Raw genomic sequence first — 3,373 nt, 5'->3', positions numbered from 1 at the left:
CTGTGCGGTGCGATCGGCGGTTACGACGGCAAGCCGCCCGCTGCTCCCGGAAACCTCTTCAACGCCACGAGCAAGGACATCAACCTGCGGGGCTTTCGCGCCGGCACGTTCGCAGATCGTCTGCCCGAGGCCAGGAAGCACCTCGCGGAGCTGTGGCGATCGGGTGACCTGAACCTGGACCTCGCGCGATACGAGGGCCTGGAGTCCGCGCCGCAGGCGATCGTGGACATGCTCTCCGGGCGGACGACGGGCAAGTGCGTGGTGGCGCTGGGCTGAGGGGCCTATTGACGACGACGAGGTCGGCCAGAAGGTGGTGCCATAGACGCGGGCAGAGAGGACACGTAGGCCCGTCAGGGCGCGTAACCGGCCCGCGGTGTAGCCCCGGTCCCGGCGACCGCCTCTGTGATCGCACGCAGTGCGGCATCCGGGTCATCGACGTGTAGCCGCAGCACGGTGACCTCACGCGGGGAGGGTGCACTCCAGGCAAACCCGGGGACGGACGCAGGCACCGGGCGGTCAAGCTCGATGCTCAGAGTGGTGCCGTCCGGACCAGCGAGCGTGAGTGCGTTCCCGCCGCTTGCATCGGGCGCGATCTCCGCAGATGTGGGGGAGAGCCGCCGGTCGCGCCGCACTGTCGCGATTGCGTCGAGTGGTACCCGTGCGCAGACGTGCGTGCCGCTGCGCAGCACGAGTTCGCCGTCCTCGATCAGATGCGGTCGCACGATCCGGCCGGCCAGCCATCCGAGTACGATCAGCAGCCCGTAGATCCCGAGCAGGTCAAGCACCAGCCGCACCTCGGGCCATGGCACCAACAGGTGCACGGCGATCAATTCGATTGACGCCGCGACCGCCATCGCCACCGGGATGCCAAGCGTGCCGCGGGAGTGGCCGAGTGCCGCCGCGCCGTCAGGGACGTCTGGCCGCCGCGTCACCCACCGGGCCAGCGAGGCGAGTGTTCGCGCTTCGGTGCCGATCAGTCGTAGATAGGGGTCCTCTGCGGCCAGGGCGCGTAGTGCGTCGGCGCGGGTGCGAGCGTCAGCGCGGTGGGCTCGGTAGCGGCGGACGTAACCGGTGACGGCGATCGCCCCGAGTGGCACCTCGACCGCCAGGAAGAGCGCGAACGCCGTCGCGGGGCCGATCACCCCGGTGGCCAGGAGAACCGCGTCGGTGACGACGACGACAAGCGCAATCAATGGAACCAGTCTGCTGTTCACGGCAGTACTCCTGAGGCAGCGAGCGTGCGGCGCACTACTTCGCGCTGGGCCGGGTCGGGAAGGAGCTGCTCGAGCGTCGGTCCGTGGGTGGCATCGGCGGCATCGTGCTCATCACCCGGCTCGGCCGGCACTCCCGCCACCAGCGCTCGAAGGTCTTGGTCGGCCAGCAGTGCGTCGACGAGGTCTGCGATCTGCGGCTCCACCTCGCTGGGCCGCCGGCCCTCGATCCGGTGGAAGCCAGCGAGTAGGTCGAGGTACCGGGTGCGGCGACCGGCGTCGAAAGCGATGGCGGTGTATGAGGCAGTGAGCTGTACGGGGAAGTCGCCGTTAAGCGCAAGCAGGTCGAGCAGGTCCTGTTCGCGGTCCAGGAGCGCGGTGAGGTCGGGGTCGTCGGGGACCGCGTACCGACAGAGGTCGAGCGCACGCGATACCGGCTCGGGCAGCAGTCCCAGGGGTAGGCCGTCGGCGGCGCGCTGGGCTATCAGGTCGAGGCGTTCGCGCTGGCGGGTGAGAGCGGCGATGCGGGTGTCGATTCCTGAGCGGACGGCGGCCAGATCGTCGGCCATGCTGCCGGGCGCGGTCTCCAGCAGCGCGCTGATCTCGCGCAGGGGCACTCCCGAGTCGGAGAGGAACGCGATCCGGGAGATCCGCACGAGGGCGGTCACGTCGTACTCGCGATATCCGCCGGTGGTTCGCGGGGGCTCGGCGAGCACGCCCGAGCGGTGGTAGTGCCGGATGCTGCGTGCGCTGACTCCGGTCAGCCGGGCGATCTCACCGATTCTCATGAGCTGATCATCAACCTTGACACTGTGGCAAGGTCAAGCGCGCTAGATGTGAGTCGCCGATTGCCGCCCGCAAGAACCTTCGCGGTTCGGCTCCCCGTGGCCGGGATGCATCTCTCAGAGTTGTGGGCGAGGGGCACATGAGGCTGGATAGCGTGCGATCCGTGGACCTGGCGTGGGCAGCGCAGGCGTTGGTGGACATGCTCCGCAGGCGGTGGCGCTCGATTTGCCTCCTCCGGTGCGCGGCACGTAGTTTCACAGACGCAAACGACGCGGGGTGGAGCAGCTCGGTAGCTCGCTGGGCTCATAATCCAGAGGTCGCAGGTTCGAATCCTGTCCCCGCTACTACTGCACACAGGCTCGGTTCCCTCAGGGGAACCGAGCCTTACGTCATTTCGGGGTGGCGCTCCGATGCCAGCGCGCCGATCCTGCGTAGGTGACGATGACGGCCGCTGGTGCCGGCCTGCTCGTCGCTGAATGAGCGCGTGAGAGACGTGCCCCTAGCTGAGTTCGTCCGCCAGCCGAACGGCGGGAATCCAGTCGATACCGAACACCCGGGCCACCTCTGAGAAGGTGGAGGAGTCCGCATCGGTGCTGGTCGCCGAGGCGATCAGGCGGGACAGCATCACCGTCCCCGCTCGCTCCTCGATCGTGCCGGCCGCCGCCAGGAGCGTTATGTAACTATCATAGAAGTGTTGGGTTCCTGCAAATCTACGTACCCGGCGGGAGCGGTGCTCGCACAGCCCTAGCACCGGGCACGATGGCGACTATGTACCTCATCGGGACCGGGCCGAGTGAGCTGCACGCTCACATCGACCTCGACCGCCGCCTGTAACAGCTCGACCTCTTCGACGGCGCCGAGGCATCCGTGGTCTCGACCGCCCACGAGAACGGGCACTGGTCGGTCGTAGCCGAGATCCGACCCGAAACGGCGGGGGAGAGGCGATGACGCCATTTGATGCGAGGTCACTGGGGCGAGCCATCCGCACCGTTCGTCTGGAAACCGGGCTCACGCAGCTCAAACTCGCGCTCGCCATCGGCGTCAGCGGCGGCCACATGAGCATTTGGGAACGGGGCCAGGTCCCCGCCGCCCGAGGCCGTCCGGCTCACACCCCGACCATGAGCCGCGAGCAGCTCGAAGCCATCGCCGATGCTCTGGGATGCACCGCTGCGTACATCGCCGACCGCGCATCCCTGTCGGCCACCACCCGAGTAAGTCTCGGCCTGCAACCGCTCGGCCCCTCCCGCACTCTCGTCGCGGGGATCGCATACGACCTCACCGACGCCGAAGCGGACCGGGCCGCCGACTTCATCGCCGGCCTCATCGCCGCCCGCGACCTGAACTGACCGCCGGTGTCGGAGGGTCCGGTTACGGTC

4 protein-coding genes, 1 tRNA gene and 1 pseudogene are annotated in these 3,373 nt (G+C 68.3%); 3 read left to right on the top strand and 3 right to left on the bottom strand.

Going from position 1 to position 3,373, the window contains the following annotated elements:
- A pseudogene (locus G6018_RS11795) lies at positions 1-276 on the top strand (NADP-dependent oxidoreductase); the annotation flags it as partial.
- A 74-nt stretch (positions 277-350) separates the two neighbouring features.
- Here the strand turns inward: G6018_RS11795 and G6018_RS11790 are convergent.
- Together G6018_RS11790 and G6018_RS11785 are read right to left on the bottom strand one after the other, a co-directional pair.
- Entirely contained in the window at positions 351-1,214 is an 864-nt protein-coding gene (locus G6018_RS11790; protein ID WP_182618074.1) for a hypothetical protein, read from the bottom strand.
- Positions 1,211-1,999 (bottom strand): MerR family transcriptional regulator, encoded by a 789-nt coding sequence (locus G6018_RS11785; RefSeq protein ID WP_182611239.1) that lies wholly within the window; start codon positions 1,997-1,999, stop codon positions 1,211-1,213. Before G6018_RS11785 ends, G6018_RS11790 begins: the two co-directional genes overlap by 4 nt.
- A 268-nt stretch (positions 2,000-2,267) precedes the next feature.
- Here G6018_RS11785 and G6018_RS11780 point away from each other — a divergent pair.
- Positions 2,268-2,341 (top strand) — tRNA-Met (locus G6018_RS11780).
- Between the two features lie 155 nt (positions 2,342-2,496).
- Here G6018_RS11780 and G6018_RS17585 read toward each other — a convergent pair.
- Entirely contained in the window at positions 2,497-2,625 is a 129-nt protein-coding gene (locus G6018_RS17585; RefSeq protein ID WP_268817317.1) for a hypothetical protein, read from the bottom strand.
- Positions 2,626-2,941: 316 nt separating this feature from the next.
- Here G6018_RS17585 and G6018_RS11775 point away from each other — a divergent pair, with 316 nt between their 5' ends.
- Positions 2,942-3,343 carry a helix-turn-helix transcriptional regulator gene (locus G6018_RS11775; RefSeq protein WP_107746571.1) on the top strand — a complete coding sequence of 134 codons (402 nt, stop codon included), beginning with the start codon at positions 2,942-2,944 and terminating at the stop codon, positions 3,341-3,343.
- Positions 3,344-3,373: the final 30 nt, after the last annotated feature.

This window comes from Dietzia sp. DQ11-44, from assembly GCF_014145205.1.
GTDB lineage: Bacteria > Actinomycetota > Actinomycetes > Mycobacteriales > Mycobacteriaceae > Dietzia > Dietzia natronolimnaea.
This window is presented reverse-complemented; position numbering and strand designations above follow the sequence as displayed.